Origin of the sequence: Brucella pseudogrignonensis, from assembly GCF_031454375.1 — a bacterium.
GTDB classification, from domain to species: domain Bacteria; phylum Pseudomonadota; class Alphaproteobacteria; order Rhizobiales; family Rhizobiaceae; genus Brucella; species Brucella pseudogrignonensis_A.
Genome location: NZ_JAVDQT010000001.1, coordinates 149,422 through 171,989, shown reverse-complemented (window position 1 = coordinate 171,989; position 22,568 = coordinate 149,422). Strand labels below are relative to the sequence as shown.

The following is a 22,568-nucleotide window of genomic DNA, read 5'->3' as shown; positions in this document are numbered from 1 at the left end:
TATGAATGTAGAATTTGAACCGTTTTTGTCTCTGCCGTGGCTGATCGGCATTCTGGCACCGCTGGCGCTACTCGTTCTGGCGACAATAGCGCTGCGCATGCGCGGCGGACTTATCCGTGGCCTTGCGGCCATTGCTCTCGCGCTGGCACTCCTCAACCCTGTCATCGTCAGCGAGGAACGTGAGCCACTGAAAAGCGTTGTGGCACTTGTGGTTGATCGCAGCCAGAGCCAGCAACTGGGCGAACGTCGCGCCGATACAGATACAGCCCTGAAAGCCGTGCAGGACCAGCTCGCTTCCAGACCGCAATTTGAAACGCGCGTGGTGGAAGCTGCCGAGCCCGGCGAGAACGATGATGGCTATGCAACGCGGCTATTCGGTTCGCTTGCACGCACATTATTGGATGTTCCGCCATCGCGCGTTGCAGGCGCCATTATGATCACCGATGGTCAGGTGCATGATATACCCGCCGGCGCAAACGCTCTCGGCTTTGACGCGCCTGTTCATGCGCTCATCACCGGCAAACCGGATGAGTTCGACCGTCGCATCAAATTCAACAAAGCACCGCGTTATGGCATCAGCGGCAAGCCGCTGGAAATGTCTTTCACGGTTATTGATGAAGGCAGAAGCCTAGGGCAATCCGCACCCGTCGAAATCCGCGTCAATGGCGAAAAGGTAAGCGAAGAGCAAGCGCGAGTCGGGCAGGAAACGCCTGTCACGATTGAACTGCCGCGTGCTGGCGTCAATATCGTCGAGATCACCACCCCAACACTTCCCGGCGAAGTCACCGATGCCAATAACCGCGCGGTCGCAACAATCGATGGCATTCGCGAAAATCTGCGCGTGCTGCTGGTTTCGGGCGAGCCGCATAATGGCGAGCGCACATGGCGCAATCTGCTGAAATCCGATGCCGCTGTGGACCTTGTCCACTTCACGATTTTGCGCCCACCTGAAAAGCAAGACGGCACACCGATCAACGAATTGTCGCTGATTGCTTTCCCAACACGCGAGCTTTTCGTCGATAAGGTCAATGAGTTCGATCTGATCATTCTGGACCGCTACCAGCACCGCGATGTGCTGCCGCTGCTCTATTATGATTACATCGCGCAATATGTTGAAAATGGCGGCGCGCTGCTGGTAGCAGCTGGACCGGAATATGCGAGTGATATGTCAATCGCCCGCACCCCGCTTTACAGCGCCCTGCCCGCCATGCCGACCGGAACTATAACGGAAAAGGCTTTCTATCCGCGCCTGACCGATCTCGGCAAACGTCACCCGGTCACACGCGGCCTTGATGGCAGCGATCAGGAACCACCGCATTGGAGCCGCTGGTTCCGCACCATCGATATTGACCAACCGCGTGGCGAAACCGTCATGAACGGCGCGGACGGTAAGCCGCTTCTGGTGCTCGACCGCGTCGGCAAAGGCCGCGTTGGCATGTTCCTGTCTGATCAGGGCTGGCTCTGGGCACGTGGCTTCGAAGGCGGTGGTCCCTATGCCTCGCTTTATCGCCGCATCGCACACTGGCTGATGCAGGAACCAGAACTGGAAGAAGAAGCGCTGACCGCTGGCGGCAATGGCCGCACGCTCGCAATCCACCGTCAGACCATGGGCGATAATCCCGGTGAGGCCACTGTCACCACACCATCCGGCAAGCAATTGCAGGTTCCTCTCACACAGGGCAAACCCGGCCTGTTCGATGGCACCTTGCAGACCGATGAGATCGGCATTTTCCGCGTGAAGAATGGCGATCTGGAAACACTTGCCCATGTGGGACCAGTCGATGCGCCTGAATTTTCAGACAGCATATCGACCACTGAACGCCTGCAACCACTGGCTGATGCCACCGGCGGCTCGGTCCATCGCGTACATGACAGTGCGGAAAGTTCCGTTCGGGTGCCAGCGATCACAGCTGTTGCGGCAGGCCGCGCGGCAAGCGGCAGCGGCTGGATTGGATTGCGCGAAACATCGGACACACAGCTTAAAAGCGTCAATCGTCTGCCACTATTTTCAGGATTGTTTGCGATGGCCGCCCTGCTCTTTATCTTTGGCGGAATGTGGTATCGCGAGGGACGGTAAACCGATCCCTCGCTTTCCCCTCTTTTTAATTCTCAAGCTCTATTTGCATGCTGAACAACACCACTTGCGCCATTAAGCGCATTTGGCACAATCTCGCAGGCAAGCATCCGCCGCGGATCAACGGGCGCTGGCATAATCATCGAACCCGGCTGCACCATTTTAAAGCCAAACGGTGCATAATAAGGCTCGTCACCCACCAGAACGATCAACTTGTAACCGGCTTTTTCGGCCGCCTCAATCGACATGCGCATCAGCTTACCGCCAATGCCCCGCTTCTTCCACTCAGGCCGCACAGCGAGTGGTCCAAGCAGCAAGGCTGGTGTCTTGCCAACCACAACTGGCGTCTGACGAACGGACCCAACAACGATACCGCCCATCAGCGCGACAAATGACATGTCGAGGTCATGTGGGCCACCTTCACGAATGAAATGTGCCGCTTTGGTAAAACGTGCTGGACCAAAAGCCTCGGCATTGATCGCTTCGATCTCAATGTCGTGCGCCGGGTTTTCCTGTGCGTAGGTCAGTTCAAGTTGCTGCATTGTGGATTTGCCTGAAAAGAGAGCTGGCGGCCATAAAAGCCCAATGGAATGCAATCTGCGCAGTTTGAGCGCAGTTCTAACTTTCATCGTCGGATGAAGCGCATTCCGGTCATTGTTCTCTCCAGTGCGGCGTGATTGGACGATACCGCAATTTGACAGTTGACTAACACCAAATTGATCAGAGGTAAAACGAAATCTTTCAAAATGGCGGTTTAAATTTAGCTTTTTGGCACCGTTACGCACTGTTCACGCCTTGATAGGCTGTCAAACGGCAGTTTTAAGGCTATTTTCCTTATCAAAAGGAGAAATCACATGGGACTTCTGGTTGACGGCAAATGGCAGGATGTCTGGTATGACACGAAAGCCACCAAAGGCCGTTTCGAACGTTCGAAATCGCAGTTCAGAAACTGGGTCACAGCCGATGGAAGCACAGGCCCAAGCGGCGAAGGCGGCTTTAAAGCCGAAGCTGGGCGCTACCATCTTTACGTCTCCTATGCCTGCCCATGGGCGCACAGAACCCTGATTTTCCGCGCTTTGAAAAAGCTTGAAGAGGTCATTTCGGTCTCAGTGGTCGATGCACTGATGGTTGAAGAAGGCTGGACCTTCTATGGCACCACCGGCAGCACAGGCGATGCGCTTTTCGGCGCGAAACGCCTGCACGAAATTTACACGAAAGCTGATCCACATTATTCGGGTCGCGTGACAGTTCCTGTTCTTTGGGACAAGCAGCAAGAAACCATCGTTTCAAATGAGTCGTCTGAAATCATTCGCATGTTGAACAGTGCTTTTGACCAATTCGGCGATGCATCGCTCGATTTCTATCCGGAATATCTGCACAGCGAAATCGATGCCCTCAACGACTTCATCTATCCAAACATCAACAATGGTGTTTATCGCGCAGGTTTCGCCACTGCACAGGACGCTTATGAGGAAGCCTTCGGGCAGGTATTCAGCGCGCTGGACACATTGGAAGAGACGCTGTCAAAGAAGCGATTTCTGACAGGCTCAAAGCTTACCGAGGCCGATTGGCGTCTATTCACAACACTTGTTCGCTTTGATCCCGTCTATGTCGGGCATTTCAAATGCAATTTGCGGCGGATCGCCGATTATCCAAATCTCTCGAACTACACGCGAGAACTGTATCAGGTTCCTGGTGTAGCTGAGACCGTGAATATGGAGCACATCAAGGGCCATTATTACCGCAGCCATAAGACGATCAACCCGACAGGTGTGGTTCCGCTCGGGCCTGAGATTGACTTTGCAGCACCGCATGACCGGGACAGGTTCGCTAACTGAGCCTTTTCTGCAACAGTCCTTTCAGAACATCTTTGTTTTCTAAAATCTTGAGCGCCTCTTTGATCCTGATCAATGGGGTGCTTTGCTGTGCGGTTCAGAGTGCGCGCATCACTACCCCAGACTACCGGGATCAAGACTTACGGACTAAGAATTTTAGGAGAGACTGATGAACCGTTTTGCAAAAGGGCTTCTCGCCGCAACAGCACTGACATTTGCAGCACCCGCAGCTTACGCTGCTGACGCGATTGTCGCCCAGCCCGCGACCGAAATCGTTGCCGCTCCGCAGGCGCTGTCACCATGGCAGATCCGCGTGCGCGCACTCGGCGTCGTCGCTGAAAACAAGGGCTACGTGAACGGCGTTGATGGTTCCGGTCTCGATTACTCGAAGTCGATCACGCCCGAACTCGACATCACCTACTACTTCACCGACAATCTAGCTGCTGAACTCATCCTCGGCACCACCTATGCCAATATCAATGGCACCGGCTCAATCGAAGGCCTCGGCAAAGTCGGTAAAGTCTGGATGCTGCCGCCAACGCTGACCATGCAGTACCACTTCACCAACTTCGGCGCTTTCAAGCCTTATGTTGGCGCAGGCGTGAACTATACGATTTTCTATAATCAGGATGCAGCAGGCGTCGATTATCTGAAAGTGAAGAACACCTTTGGCGGCGCGCTTCAGGTCGGCTTTGACTATATGCTCGATGAGCATTGGGGTATCAACTTCGACGTGAAGAAGCTGTTCCTTGAACCAAAGTTCGACGCAACACTGGCTGGCGGCACGCAGGTTAGCGGCAAGGCTAAGCTCAACCCCTGGCTGATCGGTACAGGTATCACCTACCGCTTCTAATCATCGATAAGGGCGCGAAAGCGCCCTTTTCTTTACCAGTTCGCAAGTGGCTCCAGATCATGCAGCGCCTCTTGCAAGCGGCGTTTGGTGGAAGGCGTCGTTCCTTCCGGCAGGTTATCAAGCGGGAAGAAGCCAGCTTCGGCTATTTCCCTGTCACGCTGCTTTGGTTCAGTCTGCTCGAAAGCCCGGCAGACATAAAGCGCCACATGATCCCGTTTTGACGCATGCGCATTCTTGTAAAGCGCGAAAAGCTCAGGACGTCCGGTCAGGCGAATATTGCCCTCCTCACGCAGTTCTTTCTCCAGCGCCTGCCCGAATGTTTCACCGCTATCAACACCGCCGCCAGGTAATTGCCAGCCCGGAACATAAGTATGCTTCACTAGAAAAACGGAATTTTTCTTTTCATCAAAGACAATTGCCCTGACACCAAGCGTCATTGGGCGCCGCAGCAGAAAATAAGTATGAAATATAAAATGGCGGAAGCGCATACCGTCAATCCTGAGCAAATGTCCTGCACGCATCATTGCTACAAAGACATCAACAAAAAGTCGCTAAATACGGTTTCGATTTAAAAAATAATACAGTACACCGAAACTATGTTTCGCCTCACCCATATTTCAGACATCCACCTGTCGCCGCTGCCCCGCATTCGCTATCGCGAGCTGGCGTCAAAGCGCATCACCGGCTACATCAACTGGATGCGAAATCGCAAAGGCGCGATGCGTGGGACAGTGCTGGACACTTTGATTGCCGATATGTTGGCCCAGAACCCTGACCATATTGCCGTAACCGGCGATCTGGTCAATCTGGCACTCAATCTCGAAATTGATATTGCACATGACTGGCTGCTGAAACTCGGAGACCCAAACAATGTTTCGGTCGTCCCCGGCAATCATGATGCCTATGTACCCGGTGCGCTGGATAAATCCTGCCGCAAATGGGAACCATGGATGCGTGGCGATGGCGTGGATAACCACGGCCAGCGACCTCTGTTTCCCTATATGCGTGAACGCGGACCCGTGGCGATGATCGGTGTGTCATCCGCGCGCGCGACCGCACCTTTCATGGCGAGCGGCGATTTTCGCTCGGCACAGGCGAAACGTCTGGCCCTTGCACTGGATGAAGCGGGCGCACGCGGGTTGTTCCGCGTTGTGATGATCCATCATCCGCCAATCCACGGTGCAACACCTGCGCACAAACGGCTCTATGGCATCAGACGCTTTCAGAAAGTCATTCACAAGCATGGTGCCGAACTGGTCATCCATGGCCACACGCATCTTGCAACGCGCTACGACATTGATGGGCTAAACGGCAAAGTGCCGGTCATCTGTGTGCCGTCGGCCAGTCAGAACTTTGGCGGGCATAAGCCACCTGCACGTTATAACGTCTTTGATATTGACCGGAAGCCAGAAGGCGGTTGGTCGTGCAACTGGGAACAACACGGCATTGAAGATGAGAGCGAACGCATCATCAAAATTTCAGAGCAGAAGCTTTATTAGAGCGCTGTGGGCCTAATCGGGGCCACAAAATGTCGCTCTAATACTATAAATGCAAAAGGCGGCATCTCTGCCGCCTTTTTTGTTTTATTACTTTGCAACCACCCGGTTGGCCGCCGAAACAATTGCTTCGAGCGAGGCGCTCACGATGTTGTCGTTGATACCAGCCCCGAACAATTTGCCGTCTGGATAAGCGACTTCAACATAGGAAATTGCCGCAGCGTCCGAACCTTGCTTGAGCGAATGCTCGGAGTAATCGATAACCGACATCTTCACGCCGAGATATTTCGACAGCGCATCGATGAAGCCATCAATCGGGCCAGTACCTTTGCCTTCAATATTCTTGGTCACGCCGTTATCGGTGATTTCAGCGGTCAGAATACGACGACCCTTCTGATCAGGATCAGGATAGGTGTGGTGATCCACGAACTTGATGCGGCCTTCTGCCTGTTCCACATATAGCTTCTGGAACTCTTCATGAATGCGCTTGGATGGCAGTTCCTTGCCTTCATCATCCGTGATGTTCTGGATGATTTCGCGGAACTCAACCTGTAAATTGCGGGGCAGGTTCAAGCCATAATCCGCCTGCAGGATATAGGCGATACCACCCTTACCCGACTGCGAATTGATGCGGATAATCGCCTCGTAAGAACGGCCAACGTCCTGCGGATCGATTGGCAGATAAGGCACTTCCCAAACAGGCGAATTGGCCGTCTTGCGAACCTTCATACCCTTGTTGATCGCATCCTGATGCGAACCGGAGAAAGCGGTGTAGACCAGCTCGCCCACGTAAGGATGACGCTCTGCAATCTTCAGCTGGTTTGAGTATTCATAGACATCCTTCATACGATTGATGTCACGGCAATCCAGCTCAGGGTCGATGCCTTGCGTGTACATGTTGAGCGCCAGCGTCACGACATCGACATTGCCGGTGCGTTCGCCATTGCCAAACAAAGTGCCTTCAACGCGATCAGCGCCAGCCATCAAGCCCAGCTCGGTCGCAGCGATGCCCGTTCCGCGGTCATTGTGCGGATGCAGCGAAATGATCAGGTTTTCACGATTATCGAGGTTACGGCACATCCATTCAATCTGGTCTGCATAAACATTTGGCGTGTTCATTTCGACAGTCGATGGCAAGTTCAAAATCAGCTTGTTTTCGGCAGTCGGCTTGACGATTTCCGTCACCGCATTGCAGATTTCCAGTGCCACATCCAGCTCAGTGCCAGTGAAGCTTTCTGGCGAATACTGGAAGCGATAACCGCCGCCTGCTTTCGCAGCCATATCCATGATCATCTTGGCGGCATCGGTCGCAATCTGCTTGATGCCTTTAACGTCTTTGTTGAACACCACACGGCGCTGCAATTCACTGGTCGAATTGTAGAAGTGGATGATTGGCGTCTTTGCACCTTCCAGCGCTTCAAACGTACGCGTAATCAATTCCGGGCGGCACTGCACCAGCACCTGCAAATCGACTTCGTCAGGCGTATCGCCCTGCTCAATTGCCCAGCGGCAGAAGTCAAAATCGGTCTGTGACGCCGAAGGAAAGCCAATTTCGATTTCCGGGAAACCCATATCAACCAGCAAGCGGAACATGCGTTCCTTGCGGTCGTGGCCCATTGGATCGATCAGTGCCTGATTGCCATCGCGCAAATCAACCGAACACCAGATCGGTGCTTTTTCGATGCGCTTTGCAGGCCATGTGCGATCATCGAGCTTCGGGAACGGGAATGGCGTATATTTCACAGCCGCGTCTGGCATACCTTTATGCTTGGCGGCGGAATCTGGCGTGTTTACGTTCTCATTCATGGTTATCTCATCCTCCCGGCGTACTGATCAGTTCTGCACTGTCGTAACGACACGGATATCTCGTCTTAAAATTCTAATTCGGATTTTGAGAAAGGAGCATGCGTCAGCGGGACTGTCATCGACCGCCGGACGCTCCTTTCAACGAGCCCGGCGATCGCCGCTAAGGCCGAGGGTAAGAAGCGAGTTTAGAACGCAAACGTTCACGCGCGCGCTGGAAGCGGCGGCAGAATGTTCCAAAGATGTTGCGTTCTTCATAACCATGTCGATGCTTTTACACGCGGGGTTTCAAACGCGCAAGACGGTATTTGTATCACGCGCATCCCGAAAAGTGTGTAGCGGTTTTCAGATAAGATGCGCGTCAAATATGAGGACTAGAGTGCTGATCTGATAAAATCAGATCGAAATGCGCTCTAGGCGAATGGTACGGAACTCGTGCCAATCGGCAGTTTTGCCTCATCTTCCGGCTCGACATGGATCACGACGCGCGCACTTTCGATCTGCGCTTTCAAGGCATCTTCGATTCGGTCACAGATGATATGCGCGTCGCCCACGCTCATTTCCGCAGCCACAACCAGATGAAACTCGATGAAAGTTACACGGCCTGCAATGCGCGTCTTGAGATCATGAACCTCAATCGCGCCACCGGCATTGGCCGAAATCACATCGCGAATGCGCATTTCCTCGGAAGGTTCAACACCAATATCCATCAAGCCCTGTACGGATTTATTGATAACACCCCAGCCCTGCCAGAGAATGTTGATCGCAACCAGAATAGCGAGCAGCGGATCGAGGATCGCCCATCCGGTAACAACCGCGCCAACGAGACCAAACAGAACACCCACAGACGTAAACACATCAGTCATGATGTGCTGACCATCGGCTTCCAGTGCTGGCGAACGCGCGCTGCGGCCCGTGCGAATGAGCAGTAATGCCCAGAAACAATTGATTGCTGCCGCGACGGTATTGATTGCAAGACCCAGCCAAGGCTCTTCCATCTGGTGCGGCGTCTGAAGTGCCGACCAAGCTTCTTTGGCAATCAGAAGCGCCGCAATGGTAATCAGCACCCCTTCGACAACCGCCGAAATGTACTCTGCCTTATGATGCCCAAACGGATGGTTTTCATCGGCTGGCTTGTAGCTAACGCTAATTGCCCACCAGGCGCCGAAAGCCGCGATCACATTGACGATGGATTCCAGAGCATCCGAATAGAGTGCAACGGAGCCAGTCAGTGCATAGGCCAAATATTTCAAACCCATTACGCCCAGCGCAACAGGAATCGACCAAGCGGCAAGGCGCCGAACTTTCACACTCGCGTCCATCACAAACCCTAATTCTTTAAATTCTTATCCCGACAAGCGGGTTTGAGCTTAAATTTAAGCTCACTGCGCATTCACTCTGGCCAAGCCAGTCAGCCGCATTTCGATAGGCGTTCTATAGCCCAGAAATTCCGATAATCGAACCCCTCATTTTTACTTCAGCAACTTAATTTTCTCTTGCGAATGCAATGCATTACAGTTGCAAATGGTTCGCTAAAGCAGCTCTGAAAAATCATGATTTTATAAGACCATAAACGAAAAAACCGGCCGCAGTTTTCACCACGGCCGGTCGTTTGATTGTCACGTGAAATCGAGTTTAATAGTTGCTGCGGCGCGCTTTATGCTTCGCTGCAAAATGCACAACGATATTTTCGATCATGCGCATCCCCGCATTATGACCCAATGTCATGATGGATTCGGGGTGGAACTGCACTGCCGCCACTGGCTCTTTCTTATGTTCAAAGGCCATGATGACACCGTCTTCGGTTTCTGCCGTAACCAGAAAATCATCGGAGAGACGTTCAGGATCAGCAAAGATCGAATGGTAACGACCAACCGTTATTTCCTTTGGCAGTCCTGAGAAAATACGCTCTGGCTTCGAAATCCGGATGCGCGATGGCTTGCCATGCATCGGAATGCGAAGCTGACGCAGCGTGCCACCATAGGCTTCTGCGAGTGCCTGAAGCCCAAGACAGACGCCGAAGATCGGCAGCTCACGCTTACGCGCCTTTTCAATAGTCGCTTTGCAATCGAAGTCCTGCGGTGTTCCTGGTCCAGGCGAAAGCACGACAAGATCAGGATTGATGCGGTCGAACACTTCCTCGGCTACCGGCGAGCGTACCGTCGAAACCGTGGCACCCGTCTGGCGGAAATAATTGGCGAGCGTGTGCACGAAGGAATCTTCGTGATCGACCAGCAAGATCGAAATCCCCTCGCCAACCTTTGCCGCCACGCGTTCTTCCGCAACCTGATTGCTCTTCTGCGCTTCACGCACAGCAGCAATCATTGCCGAAGCTTTCAGTTCGGTTTCCGCTTCTTCCTCTTCTGGATTGGAATCAAACAGCAGCGTTGCACCGGCACGAATCTCGGCCACACCTTCCTTGATGCGGATTGTGCGCAACGTGAGGCCGGTATTCATATCACCGTTGAAATGCATCATACCGACAGCACCGCCATACCATGCACGCGGGCTACGCTCGTTTTCTTCAAGGAAACGCATGGCCCAAAGCTTTGGCGCACCGGTCACAGTCACAGCCCATGCATGGCTGAGGAAGCCGTCAAACGCATCCATACCGTCACGCAATCGGCCTTCAATATGGTCAACCGTATGGATCAGACGCGAATACATTTCAATCTGACGACGCCCGATCACGCGTACCGAGCCCGGTTCGCAAACACGGCTTTTATCGTTGCGATCCACGTCCGAACACATGGTCAGCTCGGACTCATCTTTCTTCGAATTGAGCAGCTTCAGAATTTGCTCTGAATCCGAAATCGCGTCTTCACCGCGCTTAATGGTGCCGGAAATCGGGCAGGTCTCAATGCGGCGACCATTGACGCGCACAAACATTTCCGGCGAAGCGCCCACCAGATACTCGTTTTCACCCAGATTGATGAAGAACGAGTAAGGCGATGGATTAATCGACTTCAGGCGACGGAAGATTTCCGAAGGAGCTGTGTGGCAACGCTCATAGAAAGTCTGCCCCGGCACGACTTCAAAAAGATCGCCACGCTTGAAGCTATCCTTGGCGCGTTCAACCAGCTTGGCATATTCGCCCGGATTATGATCGCCACGCGGCAGATCACGTTCGGCAGGTTTGAAAGCCTGTACCGGCGTCGCGCGTGCAAGGTCATGCGTGGATGAACCGCCACAGCTGAACTCATAGCGATCCACCCATGCGCGTGCGGAGTAGTGATCCGCCACAAATATTTCATCAGGAATGAACAACACCAGATCACGCTGATCATCCGGGCGCTTCAACTTGTACTGGATCGCGTCAAACTGGAATGCGAGATCATAGCCAAACGCACCGTAAAGACCGAGATTTGCATCTTCTTCGGAGAAGAAAAGGCCCACAATCGCCCGCAATACGGTGAAAACCGAAGGTATACGCGAACGCTCTTCCTCGGTGAATGTCCCAGTGGGTTCAGCAATCGTCAGCTCGATACAATCTTCATCGGCCTTATCGACCTTCACTTCGGCAAGTGACTGCACCGTCTTTAAGATCGGACGCAGCAGGATAACACCGCGCTTATTCAGCGCTTCAATGCGCATCTGACGCGCGCGGGACGTGATCACCACCGGCGGATCAACAATTGCCGTGTCCCATCGCGTATAGCGGCCTGGATATTCGTAATTGGAAGAAAACACCGCACCACGCCGCTCATTGAGAGCATCGATATAAGTCTCGATGGCTCCCTTATAAGCAGTCAGATGGCGCACACGTTCGACAACAATGCCGCCCGCTGTTTCGTGCGTGAATATCTCGCTATCCGCAATCTTCGCATTCATGACTGGCAATTCCCAAGTGTTATTCGTTATCGAGCACTTCCAAGACCCGGTCTTATTCAAACAGCCAAACAAAAAGGCCGCCCGGATAATCCCAGCGGCCTGTTTCTAAACGCAAATGCACAAACGCCTGCGTGGCCGCTTTTAGCGAGCCCACCACCAGATTTTTGTTTCAATGCGCGAAATGTTCATGGCGATACTGTTAGCCTTCCCTTGCATCGCTTGCAACTGGAAAATTCATACCTTGGTCGCTCTCTTAACACCAAGCGTACGACGTAATGCACAAAGAAAATCCGGACCCAGTGAAGCGATCCGGATTTTCCCTTTGCCCTTAATAAGGACAACTATGATGGAAGTTAGCAGGCTCCTTCCACCAAGCCTAAACGGGCACCGCCCAAAATGCCAAATGTATAAGTATAATATGACTTTTAGTATGCGGAACAATTACCACAGGTTGAATAATAATTACAACTATAAAGTGTACTTTTGGTTAATCAATAGATTCATATGAGACACTACTCACCCATATCTCAAGCTGCCAGCCTTATCAGTGCTCAACCAGAGATATGCAAAAGTATGATGTATCAGGAATTTTGTATGAACGATTAAGCATTTTCGTCTTGCGCCCGTCGCCGATTTCGGATTCATTTCGTTCGCAGATCATTTGCAAACAAACAAAAAGAACCGTTCTTGCAGGCGGTCAAATGGGGACATCAATGAAGAATCTCGATGTGATGGACAGAAGCATTCTGTCTGCGCTTCAGGAAAACGGCCGACTGACCAACACTGAACTTTCTGATCGTATCAATCTTTCGCAAACAGCGACAGCTGAGCGCGTCAAACGCTTGACCCGCGAAGGCTATATTCTGGGCTACTCGGCGCATCTATCGCCAAAAATGCTTGATCGCTCGATGCTGGTTTTCATTGAAATCAAACTCGACCGTACCACGCCGGAAGTGTTTGAAACCTTCTCCACATTCACACGCAGTAATCCCGACATTCTGGAATGCCATATGGTTGCAGGCGGCTTCGATTATCTGATCAAAGCCCGTGTCACGGATATGGACCACTACCGGCGCTTTTTGTCAGAAGCCCTGCTTTCCCTTCCCGGCGTGCGTGAATCCCACACCTATGCTGTGATGGAAGAGGTCAAGGAAACATCGCATATCGCAGTTTAATTCCATCTTCTTTTTGCTGAACACGAGCCACAATATTTAAAATTCATTTCGACATATTGCCAAAGACATAATGCGGGTATATACCCGCATTATGTCTCATTCCTGTATTTGCATAGATCTGCGTCTGGCAGCCCGAAAGACTTCAGCCATTTATGATGAAGCATTGGCTCCGCTTGGCATCAGCGTGGCGCAGTTCAGCCTGCTGCGAAAAATCTCACGCGCGTCTGCGATCTCACTCACCGAACTGGCACGCATTGCCGAACTGGACCGTTCGACCATGGGGCGGAATGCAAAAGTGCTGCAGAAAATGGGGTTGATCGAACCCGCCTCCAGCAATGACCATCGCGAAACGAGCGTCGCTCTCACCAGCGAAGGACACAGACTGGTCGAGTTGGGCGGACCATTGTGGGATCAGGCCCAAAATGAAATCGAAGCGCGACTAGGTCACAAGGGTGTCGAGCAATTGCTGGCGCTTCTAGGTGCTTTGTAGCGGATCTAGCGCATACCGAAAAGTGTGAAACGATTTTCGGAACAAGATGCGCGTTGAACGAGTGAATGCGGTTTGACTGAAAACAATGACTGAAGCCCGCACGGATTTTAAATAACCGGCGGCTTCGTCCTCCAATATGTGGCTGGTCGAAATCCAGCCGAAACAGAGAGTTCCGAAGATGATCTCAGCTCGCCTAGCCAGTTTTCTAGCGCAACGAAACATCCATTATGGATGGGTTGTCGCTGGTGTCACCTTTCTGACCATGCTGGCGACTGCCGCCGCCATGGGCTCGGCTGGCATATTGATCGAACCGCTCCAAAGTGAGTTTGGCTGGACCAATGCGAATATCTCTTTCGCAATGGCATTGCGGCTTGTGCTGTTTGGATTGATGGGACCATTTGCTGCCGCTTTCATGAACCAGTTTGGCCTGCGCCGTGTGGTCATGGCAGCGCTCATCATGATCTCATTTGGGCTTGTGGGCTCAATCTTCATGACTGAGCAATGGCAAATGGTAGGGCTCTGGGGTGTCATAATCGGCCTCGGCACGGGCATGACTGCACTTGTCCTTGGCGCTACGGTTGCTGCGCGCTGGTTTGAGAAGCGTCGCGGTCTGGTCGTCGGCATGATGACTGCCAGCAATGCAACAGGTCAGCTGATATTCATGCCAATTCTGGCAAGTGTCAGCCAGAATATCGGCTGGCGTTCATCACTGGTCATTGTCATCTCATTCCTGCTGGCGGCACTTTTGCTGGTGCTGATGTTGATGCGCGACAAGCCTTCAGACATCGGCCTCAAGCCCTATGGCCGCACAGCCCCAATGCCCGCACCAGAACCAAAGAAGCAGTTTGGCGACATGATGCTGTCGCCTCTGGTAACATTGCGTGAAGCATCCTCGACAACCACGTTCTGGGTCTTGTTTCTCACATTCTTCGTCTGTGGCTTTTCCACCAACGGCCTGATCCAGACACACTGGATTGCGCTTTGTGGCGACTACGGCATTGTACCTGTGGGCGCAGCTGGGATTCTCGCCGTGATCGGCGCATTTGATCTGATCGGCACGATTGCGTCTGGCTGGCTTACCGACCGCTACGACAATCGCTGGCTCCTATTCTGGTTCTACGCGCTACGCGGCTTGTCACTCATCTATCTGACCTTCACCGATTTCTCGATCTATGAACTGGCGCTTTTCGCCGTCTTCTATGGTCTTGATTGGGTTGCAACCGTTCCTCCAACAGTGAAACTTGCAGCAGAGAAATTCGGCCCCGAAAAAGCCGGCATGGTGTTTGGCTGGGTCTTCACCGGCCATCAGGTGGGAGCTGCAGCCGCAGCAGCCTTTGCAGGTTTTGTTCGCACAGACTACGACAGCTACACACCTGCGCTTATTTTGGCGGGAGCCATGTGTTTTGCAGCCGCTGCAATGGTGTTCCTGATCAATCGTCCAAAGTTACAGGCAGCGTTTCAAGCATCATGATGTTGCCTTGCGGCCCTTTTTGTTCAGTGCCAGAACACCGACGCTGATCAGAAGGGCCGCAAGAGTATCAGTCAGACCGGGCACTTCGCCCAACAACAAAAGCCCAAGCACCAGTGTAACGACCGGAATAAGGGCCGACAGTGCAGCACCCGCAGCCGTGCCCAATAGAACCACGGCGCGGTTGAAGGCAAAGATGCCAAAGGCCGACGTCAAAACGCCCTGATAAAAACCTTGCAGAACAATGTCGTTCCACGAGGTTTCACCAATCCCCTTTTGCAGAAAAAGCACGTAGATCGGCAAAAATACAATCGCTGATGCGACCGAAGAAATCGCAGCCGCATGCAGGCCATCCATGTTCTTTTTGCGAAACACCATCACATAAAGCGACCAGACGAGAGCAGCGGCAAAAAACGCGAGATGCCCCATCATCTCCGCGCCACCAAATTGCGAGAAGCCTGCAATCAATGCACTGCCCACCAGGATCAAGCCAACGCCTGCCCAGCGCACAGGCACCAGTCGTTCGTGAAGTAGAAACACGCCGAAGATCGCAACCATTGCAGTCATCAATCCCGGAATAAGCGCTGCCGCATGGGACGCTGGCGCATATTGCAGCCCAAAGGCCGTCAACAACGCATAGGGAAAGCCAGCGCCTGCAACCAAAAGCACAAAGCCCAGCGCGCCCAATTGCCGAAAGCCAAAACCTTTCGCCAGCACAACCGGCAGAAGAACAAGCCCCGCAACACCAAACCGCAATGCAATAATATCCGACGGCAACAACGCTGTTTGAAACCCAAAGCGCGTTAAGACAAACGAACCGGACCAGACGAGGACGCCCGAAAGCCCCCAGATCAGCCCTCTGATTGTATCGGACTTAGCTGCTGAATTTATCGTTTCGCTTGTGGCGACCATGTGCGTTGAACTCTGATTCATAAACTGTATGACGACCATTGCAGAAAACAGCCGTGTCAGCACCACGGATAAATCAGATATGAGATATTAGTTTTTCTTATGCCGCCTTTTGCCTTCGCTTGAGCGCGAGATCGCAAAAGCTGTCAATCAGTAAGCGAACGGGACTATCCGCCCGCGACACGATAGAAACCGTGCGAAAAGCTGGTGGATCAAAACGACAAATGCGCAGATCATGCAGATCAGCGCCCGGCAAACTGATCTCTGAAATCAATGTCAAACCAATGCCATGCCGCACCATTTCAAGAACAGTCGCAATGTCACGCGTTTTAACCTGCTCACTGCGCGCGCCACTATTCTCATGAATAACGCGGTCGATAATCAACTCGCATCCCGCAGCGGCGAGTAATTTTCTGTCACGAAGCTGGGCCGGGGCGAGGGTTGCCTGCTGCATAAGAGGATCATCACGCCGCCCTATGACAACAAGCTCTTCTTCACCAATGGCTTGCGCCTGCAATTCTTCAATCGGTAATGATGTGATGCCAAGATCAGCAATGCCGTCTTTGACCCATTGGCTCACGTCATCATGTCCGCCTTCAAAGGCACTGAACTCGACCGAGGGATAAAGCCGGGAAAATGCTTTGCGCAACTCCGGCAACACATGCTCAAGCTGACTTGGAATGGCCGCTATGCGCAAGCGCTCTTGTCCGCCACTTGTCTTGCTCCGCGCCTGACTTTCGATACGCTCAACAGCGGAAAGTGCTGCGCGTGCATCATCGAGGATAGATTGTCCAAAGGCCGTCAAAACCGCGCCATCGCGCTTGCGCGCCAGCACGGCAATTCCGAGTATCTTTTCTAGCGTTGCGATCGCCTGACTGGCTCCTGATTGCGTTAACCGCAACCGACGACCGGCAGCACCCACGCTGCCAGTTTCGGCCACTGCTTCCAACAAACGCAATTGAACCAGACTGATTTTCATCTTCGCCATCCCTGCGCTTAATCGCGCAACAACGCATCACCCCAATCAGCACGACGCGCCCAACGGAAAAGCTCGCCATCCCGCTTGGTCAAAAGCCCCTCTTCCGCAGAGCCATCATCCTTGCAAAGCTTGATGGTCACCTTGCCGCCTCCAACACGTGTTGGCGCGATAACCCGCGCTGACGCCGCAAGCGATGGATCACGTGTCGCTGCCAGATAGATGAATTTCTCATCTTCCCACGGAACTTCGGCATCCTTAGTCAAACGATGAATCCGCGACCGCGCAACACGACGCGAAAAATGACACCAATCCGGTGCCGCTATCGGACAATCCAGCTGATGGGTGCAAGGGGCTGCAATATGCGCGCCCTGTTCTAACAGCACCGCACGTGCATCGAGAATACGCTGCCAGCCAGCCGGTGTTCCCGGTTCCACAATCACAAACAAATGTTGCGCAGAAGCCCAGAGCTTTTCAACCAGTGCCTTGCGGTCAAGCGGTGCCAATTCATCCAGCACATAAGCAATTGTCACCAGATCAGCCTGCGGCAAATCCAGCTTTTCTTTAATCAGATCTGCCGCCCGCCATTCGGTCTGAAGCCCGATATCTGTCGCAAGCTTGCTTCCCACAGCGCGGATTGCCGGGCTTGCTTCGATCATCGTAGCAGACTGCAAATCAGGCCAGCAATCACGTGCAGCCCAAAGGGCCGTTCCCGGCCCACAGCCCACATCAAGCATCGTCTGCGGAACAAAATCGGGGCAGACTTCCGCAACGCTCTCTAAGCTTGCACGCACCGCGGCATAAGTCGCAGGGAGGCGTGCAGCCAGATAGGCCTTGGCCGCCAGATCATCAGAAATATGCAAACGCCCATCGCGCGTTTCCGCACGATAGCGCCGCGACAGCACATCAGATGCACGCTTAAGGTCGGCCAGAGCCACACCTTCGAGCGCAGCATCTACGGCCTGTCGCAAGAGTGATGGTAGTTCCATTAAGGTTTAGCGCTCCAGAACCTGCTTCACGTCGACCAGATTGGAACGCACACGCAGAATATAAAAGCCCATAGTCGTCAGATGCGATGGCGTAAACCATGCATCCGGGCTGCCGTTGGAAACAATGAATGGCTGCATATCGAGTGCCGAGCGCAACTGCCGCTCCATTTCGTCCCACACACCATCGAGATGCTTTTCAGCCAATACGCCACGGAAATCCGAATGTGCTGCACGCAGGATGCCGTAATAAGCATAGAGCTGGCCATAGGCGAACCAGAAGCGATCATCGGCCCGCGTATCAAACCAACCAGCATGATAATTTTCGGCGCGATCCTTAAGGATTGCCGAGGTCGAGCCCAGATCACTCGCAATACGGTCGACAAGCTGGATGAGATTGTCGGCGCGTGCATCAAATGTAACCTGACAGGTTTGCAAACGCGTGTTGAATGAACGCAGATCCTTAATCGCAGAACGGTAATAGCTTGGTGTTGGTGTCTTAGGGCCAAATGGGCTCAAGCCAAAATACCAGGAATCTTCGGCAAACTGCAGATTTCCACGTGCCTTCTGCAGATCGCTATCAATTTGCGAGGTGCCACGCAGACGACCAATATTGTCCACGAGCTCAATAGCCGTACGACGCACCGCAGCATTGATGCCACGCTGGAATGAAGCCTTATTATCAAGGAATGGTGTGCGGTCCCAGTCAATGCCAAAGAAACCAAGCTTGTAAAGCAGCATGGAGGAAATCCACGCATTCTGATTCACATTGAAATCAGTGAGATCAGCGGCCACTTCGGCAATGGCGGATGGCGAACACTTGCGCGCAGTCGATGGAATCTGCGCTGCTTGCATCGGCTGCGTGTCGACCGGATTTTCAGATTTCGTTTCAGTTTCGGTTGTCGTCTCGCTATCGCCAGTGGTCGGCGTGGTATCGGTGCCACTTGGCGTGCTTGTCGAAGGTGCGGGCGTTGATACGAGTGGTGCGGGCGTGGTTTGCAACTCTTCACCCGGCGTCACAGCCGTTTGGTAGCTATATTTGGCCGGATAGTCGGGATCAAAGTTCGTCCAGACCTGCGTTTGCCAGATAAAATAGACATACAGGCCGCCAAATCCGATAACGAAAACCGCAACAGCGACTTTCCACAAATTTCCGAGCCTCAGAAAAAGCCCCCACAACGCGCCAAGCGGCACGGCAATCACACGTGCCAGTGCTGCGATAAACCGGCCAAGGAAGGAGAAAACGCCCCGAACTGCATTCCACACTGTATAAAATCCTTCCTTTTACCCGCAATTGCAGGCTCTCTGGCACTTTTATCCAACCAGCAACATCGCATATCAAATGCAACATATGACCAGCCAGTAAACACGAACTCTTGTCCTGATCTTCAAATAGAGTGTGGCTGGCTTTTCGACAACCATCGAGCAGCCCCTCATAGCAATTATCGAAGCTTTTCCTGTAGCAAGGGTTGAAACGAAACAAGCGCTGGGTAACATGGCGGCACTTCGCCCTGCTTCGGCCAGACTGCTTTATGTGCCGAACTTTTTGCCTGACGGTCCAGAAAAACGAGTACAACACCCCCGAAAGTCGCAATCAGAAATATTTTCGCCGCAATGGTACTTGATCGGCGAAATCTTTGGTGTTTGCTAAAAGCTGGAACCGGAAAAACAAGCAACCGTTAAAACGGCCCGGTTAATGGAGAGAGAAATGAAGTCCACATCAACGCCTTCAATGAAACGCGTATTGAATATGCTGGCGGTTACCACAGCCATCTTTGCCATTCCAGCAGCCGCCAGCGCTGCCGAGGCGGAAAGCTGCTCGACCGTTCGCTTCTCCGATGTGGGCTGGACCGACATCACCTCGACCACGGCTGTAGCAACTGAGGTTCTCAAGGGCCTTGGCTATAAGACCGACATCAAGGTTCTCTCTGTGCCCGTGACTTACGCGTCGCTGAGTAAGAAAGACATTGATGTTTTCCTTGGCTACTGGAACCCGTCGATGAGTGCCGATCTCAAGCCTTATCTGGATGATAAGAGCGTTGAAACGCTGCGCACCAATCTAACAGGCGCGAAATACACGCTCGCCGTGCCAAAATATGCCTATGATGAAGGCCTCAAAGACTTCAAAGACATTGCAGCTTTCAAAGATAAGCTGGGCGGCAAGATTTACGGCATTGAGCCGGGCAACGACGGCAACCGCCTGATCCTCGACATGATCACCAAGGATGCCTTTGGCCTCAAATCTTTTGAACTGGCTGAATCGTCGGAACAGGGCATGCTGGCGCAGGTCGCGCGCAGCATTAAGAGCAAAGATCCGGTTGTGTTCCTCGCATGGGAGCCGCATCCGATGAACAAGCGCTTTGAAATCGCTTATCTCACCGGCGGCGATGATTTCTTTGGCCCGAACCTCGGTGGTGCGACAGTCGAAACGAATATCCGCGCTGGCTATACGCAGGAATGCCCAAATGTCGGCAAGTTCCTGACCAATCTTGAATTCCAGCTTGAAATGGAAAACGAGATCATGGGCAAGATCTTGGATGACGGCGAAGAACCAGCAAAAGCTGCAACCGCTTGGCTCAAGGCAAATCCTGCCGTGCTCGACAAGTGGCTTGACGGCGTTACCACGTTCGACGGCAAGGAAGGTCTGCCAGCTGTCAAGGCAGAACTCGGCTTGTAATCTTCATATTCAGGGCCGCGGTCAACCGCGGCCTGTACCTTTGCAAACATGAAAACGAAAAAGCACGCAGCAGGAGACAGAATCGTTGAACTGGCTGACGGACTATAAAATCCCAGTTGGACCGACCGCAAAATCAGTGGTCGACTGGCTTACCGATAATATGAGCGGCTTTTTCGATGCGTTGGCGGCTGTGATGCAGTGGCTTATCGATGGCTTGCTGTTTCTATTGCAGCTTCCCCATCCGTTGATCCTCATCGCGATTTTTGCTGTTATCGCATGGTTCATACAGCGCCGCATTTCCGTTGTAATCCTCACGATTATCGGCTTTTTGTTCATCATCAATCAGGGCTATTGGGATGCAACGCTCAAGACGCTGACACTCGTGCTTTCAGCCTGCTTTCTCTGCATGGCTATCGGCGTTCCGCTCGGCATTGCTGCGGCGCATCGCCCAAAGCTCTATGCTGTCATGCGCCCCATTCTCGACCTGATGCAGACGCTGCCAACCTTCGTCTATCTGATCCCGGCAATTGTCTTTTTCGGTATCGGCATGGTGCCGGGGCTCCTTGCTACGGCGATCTTCGTGCTACCTGCCCCCGTGCGGCTGACGCATCTTGGTATCTCATCAACGCCGTCATCACTGATCGAAGCAGGTGAAGCTTTCGGCGCATCCCGCCGTCAACTTCTCTGGAAAATCGAACTGCCCTACGCTATGCCGCAGATTCTGGCAGGCCTGACACAGACTATCATGCTGTCACTATCGATGGTGGTGATTGCAGCCCTTGTCGGTGCAGACGGCCTTGGCGTGCCGGTGGTTCGTGCGCTCAACTCGGTCAATACATCGCTGGGCTTTGAGTCGGGCTTCGTTATCGTCGTGGTCGCCATCGTGCTTGATCGCATCTTCCGGGCTGCACGGGACAAATAGGAGAGCCGGTTATGACGATCATTTCTGTAGAAGACGTCAGCATCATATTCGGCAAGAATGCCGATAGCGCGCTGGAACTGGCAGATCGTGGCGCTTCGCGCTCGGAAATTCAGGCCGAAACCGATCTGGTTCTCGGCGTGCACGACTGCTCGCTCAATATTCAGGAAGGCGAGATTCTTGTCCTGATGGGGCTGTCCGGTTCTGGCAAATCGACGCTGTTGCGCGCTATTAATCGGCTCAATCCGATTTCGCGTGGTCGCGTTCTAATACGCGATGGCGAACGCACGATTGATGTCGGCAATGCCGACCGCAAAACACTGCGGCACCTGAGGACCGAACTCGTCTCGATGGTGTTTCAGCAATTCGGTCTGTTGCCATGGCGCACGGTTGAAGAAAACGTTGCCTTCGGCCTCGAAATTTCCGGCATGAGCAAGCAAGAGCGGCTCAACCACGCACGCGACCAGCTAGAACTGGTTGGCCTGCAAGACTGGGCCAAACGCAAGGTTGGCGAACTTTCCGGCGGCATGCAGCAACGCGTTGGCCTTGCCCGTGCATTTGCCACCGGCGCACCAATTTTGCTGATGGATGAGCCGTTCTCGGCACTTGATCCACTGATCCGCACACGCTTGCAGGATGAACTTCTGGCTTTCCAATCACGGCTTAAGAAAACGATTGTGTTCGTTAGCCACGATCTCGATGAAGCTATGAAGATCGGCAATCGCATCGCGATCATGGAAGGCGGGCGTATTGTGCAATGCGGGACACCGCAAGACATTTTGCTCAACCCAGCTGATCGATATGTTGCAGACTTTGTTGCCCATATGAACCCGCTTGGCGTCCTGCAAGCGGGCGACATCATGACCCCTTTTGACCGCAATGCAGCCCCTCGCCCATTTGCAGCAACCACACGAAAAGAAACTCTCGTTCGTGAACTGATGAAATCAGTTGCTGATAGCAGCGGCGATGTCGGCATTGTGGAGAACGGCGCTATTATCGGCAAAATCAACGCCGATGACATTGTTCGGGCGCTCTCCTGGCATCAGCAACGCGGACAGCATTAGAGCCCGTTTTCA

At 53.1% G+C, this 22,568-nt stretch carries 18 protein-coding genes and 2 pseudogenes; 10 read left to right on the top strand and 10 right to left on the bottom strand.

Annotation, left to right across the window (positions count from 1 at the left end; translation table 11 throughout):
* The first annotated feature begins 1 nt into the window (after position 1).
* Positions 2 to 2,077: a hypothetical protein gene (locus J2782_RS00815; protein WP_310009721.1), complete on the top strand. Its 2,076-nt coding sequence runs from the start codon at positions 2 to 4 to the stop codon at positions 2,075 to 2,077.
* A 32-nt stretch (positions 2,078 to 2,109) separates the two neighbouring features.
* Here the strand turns inward: J2782_RS00815 and J2782_RS00810 are convergent, their stop codons facing one another.
* Positions 2,110 to 2,616, bottom strand: a complete 507-nt coding sequence (locus J2782_RS00810; RefSeq protein WP_310009720.1) for a GNAT family N-acetyltransferase — start codon at positions 2,614 to 2,616, stop codon at positions 2,110 to 2,112.
* A gap of 312 nt (positions 2,617 to 2,928) precedes the next feature.
* Between J2782_RS00810 and J2782_RS00805 the strand changes: the two genes are divergently transcribed.
* Together J2782_RS00805 and J2782_RS00800 are read left to right on the top strand one after the other, a co-directional pair.
* Positions 2,929 to 3,912, top strand: a complete 984-nt coding sequence (locus J2782_RS00805) for a glutathione S-transferase family protein (RefSeq protein WP_310009719.1) — start codon at positions 2,929 to 2,931, stop codon at positions 3,910 to 3,912.
* Between the two features lie 166 nt (positions 3,913 to 4,078).
* Positions 4,079 to 4,762: an OmpW/AlkL family protein gene (locus J2782_RS00800; RefSeq protein ID WP_310009718.1), complete on the top strand. Its 684-nt coding sequence runs from the start codon at positions 4,079 to 4,081 to the stop codon at positions 4,760 to 4,762.
* A gap of 32 nt (positions 4,763 to 4,794) precedes the next feature.
* On the opposite strand, the gene J2782_RS00795 is transcribed toward J2782_RS00800, so the two are convergent.
* Positions 4,795 to 5,250 (bottom strand): NUDIX domain-containing protein, encoded by a 456-nt coding sequence (locus tag J2782_RS00795; RefSeq protein WP_310009717.1) that lies wholly within the window; start codon positions 5,248 to 5,250, stop codon positions 4,795 to 4,797.
* A 108-nt stretch (positions 5,251 to 5,358) separates the two neighbouring features.
* Between J2782_RS00795 and J2782_RS00790 the strand changes: the two genes are divergently transcribed.
* The gene (locus J2782_RS00790) at positions 5,359 to 6,261 is read left to right on the top strand and encodes a metallophosphoesterase family protein (RefSeq protein ID WP_310009716.1); all 903 of its coding nucleotides are present in this window, start codon (positions 5,359 to 5,361) and stop codon (positions 6,259 to 6,261) included.
* An 87-nt stretch (positions 6,262 to 6,348) separates the two neighbouring features.
* Here the strand turns inward: J2782_RS00790 and leuA are convergent, their stop codons facing one another.
* The 3 genes from leuA to J2782_RS00775 form a co-directional block, all read right to left on the bottom strand.
* Entirely contained in the window at positions 6,349 to 8,064 is a 1,716-nt protein-coding gene (leuA, locus tag J2782_RS00785; protein WP_310009715.1) for a 2-isopropylmalate synthase, read from the bottom strand.
* 410 nt (positions 8,065 to 8,474) lie between these two features.
* Positions 8,475 to 9,383 carry a cation diffusion facilitator family transporter gene (locus tag J2782_RS00780; protein ID WP_310009714.1) on the bottom strand — a complete coding sequence of 303 codons (909 nt, stop codon included), beginning with the start codon at positions 9,381 to 9,383 and terminating at the stop codon, positions 8,475 to 8,477.
* A 313-nt stretch (positions 9,384 to 9,696) separates the two neighbouring features.
* Positions 9,697 to 11,892 carry an anthranilate synthase component I gene (locus tag J2782_RS00775; RefSeq protein ID WP_310009713.1) on the bottom strand — a complete coding sequence of 732 codons (2,196 nt, stop codon included), beginning with the start codon at positions 11,890 to 11,892 and terminating at the stop codon, positions 9,697 to 9,699.
* Between the two features lie 713 nt (positions 11,893 to 12,605).
* On the opposite strand from J2782_RS00775, the gene J2782_RS00770 reads away from it, so the two are divergent.
* From J2782_RS00770 to J2782_RS00760, 3 genes are all read left to right on the top strand, one after another.
* On the top strand, positions 12,606 to 13,067 hold the full coding sequence (locus J2782_RS00770) for an Lrp/AsnC ligand binding domain-containing protein (RefSeq protein WP_250038740.1): 462 nt from the start codon (positions 12,606 to 12,608) through the stop codon (positions 13,065 to 13,067).
* A 91-nt stretch (positions 13,068 to 13,158) separates the two neighbouring features.
* Positions 13,159 to 13,557 carry a MarR family winged helix-turn-helix transcriptional regulator gene (locus J2782_RS00765; protein WP_250038739.1) on the top strand — a complete coding sequence of 133 codons (399 nt, stop codon included), beginning with the start codon at positions 13,159 to 13,161 and terminating at the stop codon, positions 13,555 to 13,557.
* A gap of 178 nt (positions 13,558 to 13,735) precedes the next feature.
* Positions 13,736 to 15,028: an MFS transporter gene (locus tag J2782_RS00760; RefSeq protein ID WP_310009712.1), complete on the top strand. Its 1,293-nt coding sequence runs from the start codon at positions 13,736 to 13,738 to the stop codon at positions 15,026 to 15,028.
* On the opposite strand, the gene J2782_RS00755 is transcribed toward J2782_RS00760, so the two are convergent.
* The 5 genes and pseudogenes from J2782_RS00755 to J2782_RS22820 all read right to left on the bottom strand — a co-directional run.
* Positions 15,023 to 15,937: a DMT family transporter gene (locus J2782_RS00755; protein WP_310009711.1), complete on the bottom strand. Its 915-nt coding sequence runs from the start codon at positions 15,935 to 15,937 to the stop codon at positions 15,023 to 15,025. The two genes, J2782_RS00760 and J2782_RS00755, sit on opposite strands and share 6 nt — an antisense overlap.
* Positions 15,938 to 16,034: 97 nt before the next feature.
* Positions 16,035 to 16,913, bottom strand: a complete 879-nt coding sequence (locus J2782_RS00750) for a LysR family transcriptional regulator (RefSeq protein ID WP_310009710.1) — start codon at positions 16,911 to 16,913, stop codon at positions 16,035 to 16,037.
* Between the two features lie 17 nt (positions 16,914 to 16,930).
* Positions 16,931 to 17,899, bottom strand: coding sequence for a small ribosomal subunit Rsm22 family protein (locus J2782_RS00745; RefSeq protein ID WP_310009709.1), 969 nt, complete (start codon positions 17,897 to 17,899; stop codon positions 16,931 to 16,933).
* Between the two features lie 6 nt (positions 17,900 to 17,905).
* A pseudogene (locus J2782_RS00740) lies at positions 17,906 to 18,757 on the bottom strand (DUF2333 family protein); the annotation flags it as partial.
* A gap of 96 nt (positions 18,758 to 18,853) precedes the next feature.
* Positions 18,854 to 19,162 (bottom strand): annotated as a pseudogene (locus J2782_RS22820) (DUF2333 family protein); the annotation flags it as partial.
* A gap of 442 nt (positions 19,163 to 19,604) precedes the next feature.
* On the opposite strand from J2782_RS22820, the gene J2782_RS00735 reads away from it, so the two are divergent.
* The 3 genes from J2782_RS00735 (at position 19,605) to choV (ending at position 22,556) form a co-directional block, all read left to right on the top strand.
* Positions 19,605 to 20,573 carry a choline ABC transporter substrate-binding protein gene (locus J2782_RS00735; protein ID WP_404989582.1) on the top strand — a complete coding sequence of 323 codons (969 nt, stop codon included), beginning with the start codon at positions 19,605 to 19,607 and terminating at the stop codon, positions 20,571 to 20,573.
* Between the two features lie 85 nt (positions 20,574 to 20,658).
* Positions 20,659 to 21,495 carry a choline ABC transporter permease subunit gene (gene choW, locus J2782_RS00730; RefSeq protein WP_310009706.1) on the top strand — a complete coding sequence of 279 codons (837 nt, stop codon included), beginning with the start codon at positions 20,659 to 20,661 and terminating at the stop codon, positions 21,493 to 21,495.
* Positions 21,496 to 21,506: 11 nt separating this feature from the next.
* Positions 21,507 to 22,556 carry a choline ABC transporter ATP-binding protein gene (gene choV, locus J2782_RS00725; RefSeq protein WP_310009705.1) on the top strand — a complete coding sequence of 350 codons (1,050 nt, stop codon included), beginning with the start codon at positions 21,507 to 21,509 and terminating at the stop codon, positions 22,554 to 22,556.
* Positions 22,557 to 22,568: the final 12 nt, after the last annotated feature.

Bases quoted from the DNA above. Each gene is read 5' to 3' on its own strand.
- J2782_RS00765 (WP_250038739.1), top strand. From the start codon at position 13,159: ATGTCTCATTCCTGTATTTGCATAGATCTGCGTCTGGCAGCCCGAAAG.
- J2782_RS00745 (WP_310009709.1), bottom strand. From the start codon at position 17,899: ATGGAACTACCATCACTCTTGCGACAGGCCGTAGATGCTGCGCTCGAA.
- J2782_RS00790 (WP_310009716.1), top strand. From the start codon at position 5,359: ATGTTTCGCCTCACCCATATTTCAGACATCCACCTGTCGCCGCTGCCC.
- J2782_RS00775 (WP_310009713.1), bottom strand. From the start codon at position 11,892: ATGAATGCGAAGATTGCGGATAGCGAGATATTCACGCACGAAACAGCG.
- J2782_RS00795 (WP_310009717.1), bottom strand. From the start codon at position 5,250: ATGCGCTTCCGCCATTTTATATTTCATACTTATTTTCTGCTGCGGCGC.
- J2782_RS00760 (WP_310009712.1), top strand. From the start codon at position 13,736: ATGATCTCAGCTCGCCTAGCCAGTTTTCTAGCGCAACGAAACATCCAT.
- J2782_RS00815 (WP_310009721.1), top strand. From the start codon at position 2: ATGAATGTAGAATTTGAACCGTTTTTGTCTCTGCCGTGGCTGATCGGC.
- J2782_RS00800 (WP_310009718.1), top strand. From the start codon at position 4,079: ATGAACCGTTTTGCAAAAGGGCTTCTCGCCGCAACAGCACTGACATTT.
- J2782_RS00780 (WP_310009714.1), bottom strand. From the start codon at position 9,383: ATGGACGCGAGTGTGAAAGTTCGGCGCCTTGCCGCTTGGTCGATTCCT.
- J2782_RS00755 (WP_310009711.1), bottom strand. From the start codon at position 15,937: ATGGTCGCCACAAGCGAAACGATAAATTCAGCAGCTAAGTCCGATACA.
- J2782_RS00805 (WP_310009719.1), top strand. From the start codon at position 2,929: ATGGGACTTCTGGTTGACGGCAAATGGCAGGATGTCTGGTATGACACG.
- J2782_RS00750 (WP_310009710.1), bottom strand. From the start codon at position 16,913: ATGAAAATCAGTCTGGTTCAATTGCGTTTGTTGGAAGCAGTGGCCGAA.
- J2782_RS00770 (WP_250038740.1), top strand. From the start codon at position 12,606: ATGAAGAATCTCGATGTGATGGACAGAAGCATTCTGTCTGCGCTTCAG.
- J2782_RS00810 (WP_310009720.1), bottom strand. From the start codon at position 2,616: ATGCAGCAACTTGAACTGACCTACGCACAGGAAAACCCGGCGCACGAC.
- J2782_RS00735 (WP_404989582.1), top strand. From the start codon at position 19,605: ATGAAGTCCACATCAACGCCTTCAATGAAACGCGTATTGAATATGCTG.
- leuA (WP_310009715.1), bottom strand. From the start codon at position 8,064: ATGAATGAGAACGTAAACACGCCAGATTCCGCCGCCAAGCATAAAGGT.
- choV (WP_310009705.1), top strand. From the start codon at position 21,507: ATGACGATCATTTCTGTAGAAGACGTCAGCATCATATTCGGCAAGAAT.